Genomic DNA, 512 nt, shown 5'->3' with positions numbered 1-512 from the left:
CAGTGGCGGCTGCGGGCGACGAACCTGGTCGGCGTCGTGGCGGTGCCTGCCGGGGGCGGGCGGGCGGTCACCGTCCGCATCGCGCCGAAGATCCCGGTCGCGCGGCTGCTGTTCCTGCTCGGCTACAGCCACGGCCGGTGGCGCACGGAGCAGGTGCCGGTGGACGCCGAACCGCACCTGCTGCCCGCCGTCGCCCGGATGTTCGCCCACCAGGCGGAGCGCTCGCTGCGCCAGGGACTGTTGCAGGGCTACCGCGAGGTGGAGGAGACCGCGCTGGTCATGCGCGGTCGCGTCCGGCACTCCGAGCAGGTCCGCCGACACCACGGCCGACTCGTCCCGCTGGAGATCACCCACGACGACTACACCACCGACATCGCGGAGAATCGACTGCTGCGCACCGCGGGCGAGGCGCTGCTGCGGTTGCCGGGCGGGGTCGCCGGGGGAGTTCCTGCCGAGGTGCGGGGGCGGCTGCTGCGGCTGCGGGCGCGGCTGGCCGAGATCACCCCCGTGCC

General features: G+C 75.0%; 1 protein-coding gene. It reads left to right on the top strand.

What is annotated here, in order from left to right:
- The coding region (locus SACPADRAFT_RS29835) for a 5-methylcytosine restriction system specificity protein McrC (protein WP_040923911.1) at positions 1-512 on the top strand (512 nt) is incomplete at both ends.

The organism is Saccharomonospora iraqiensis subsp. paurometabolica YIM 90007, assembly GCF_000231035.2.
GTDB lineage: Bacteria > Actinomycetota > Actinomycetes > Mycobacteriales > Pseudonocardiaceae > Saccharomonospora > Saccharomonospora paurometabolica.
This window is presented reverse-complemented; position numbering and strand designations above follow the sequence as displayed.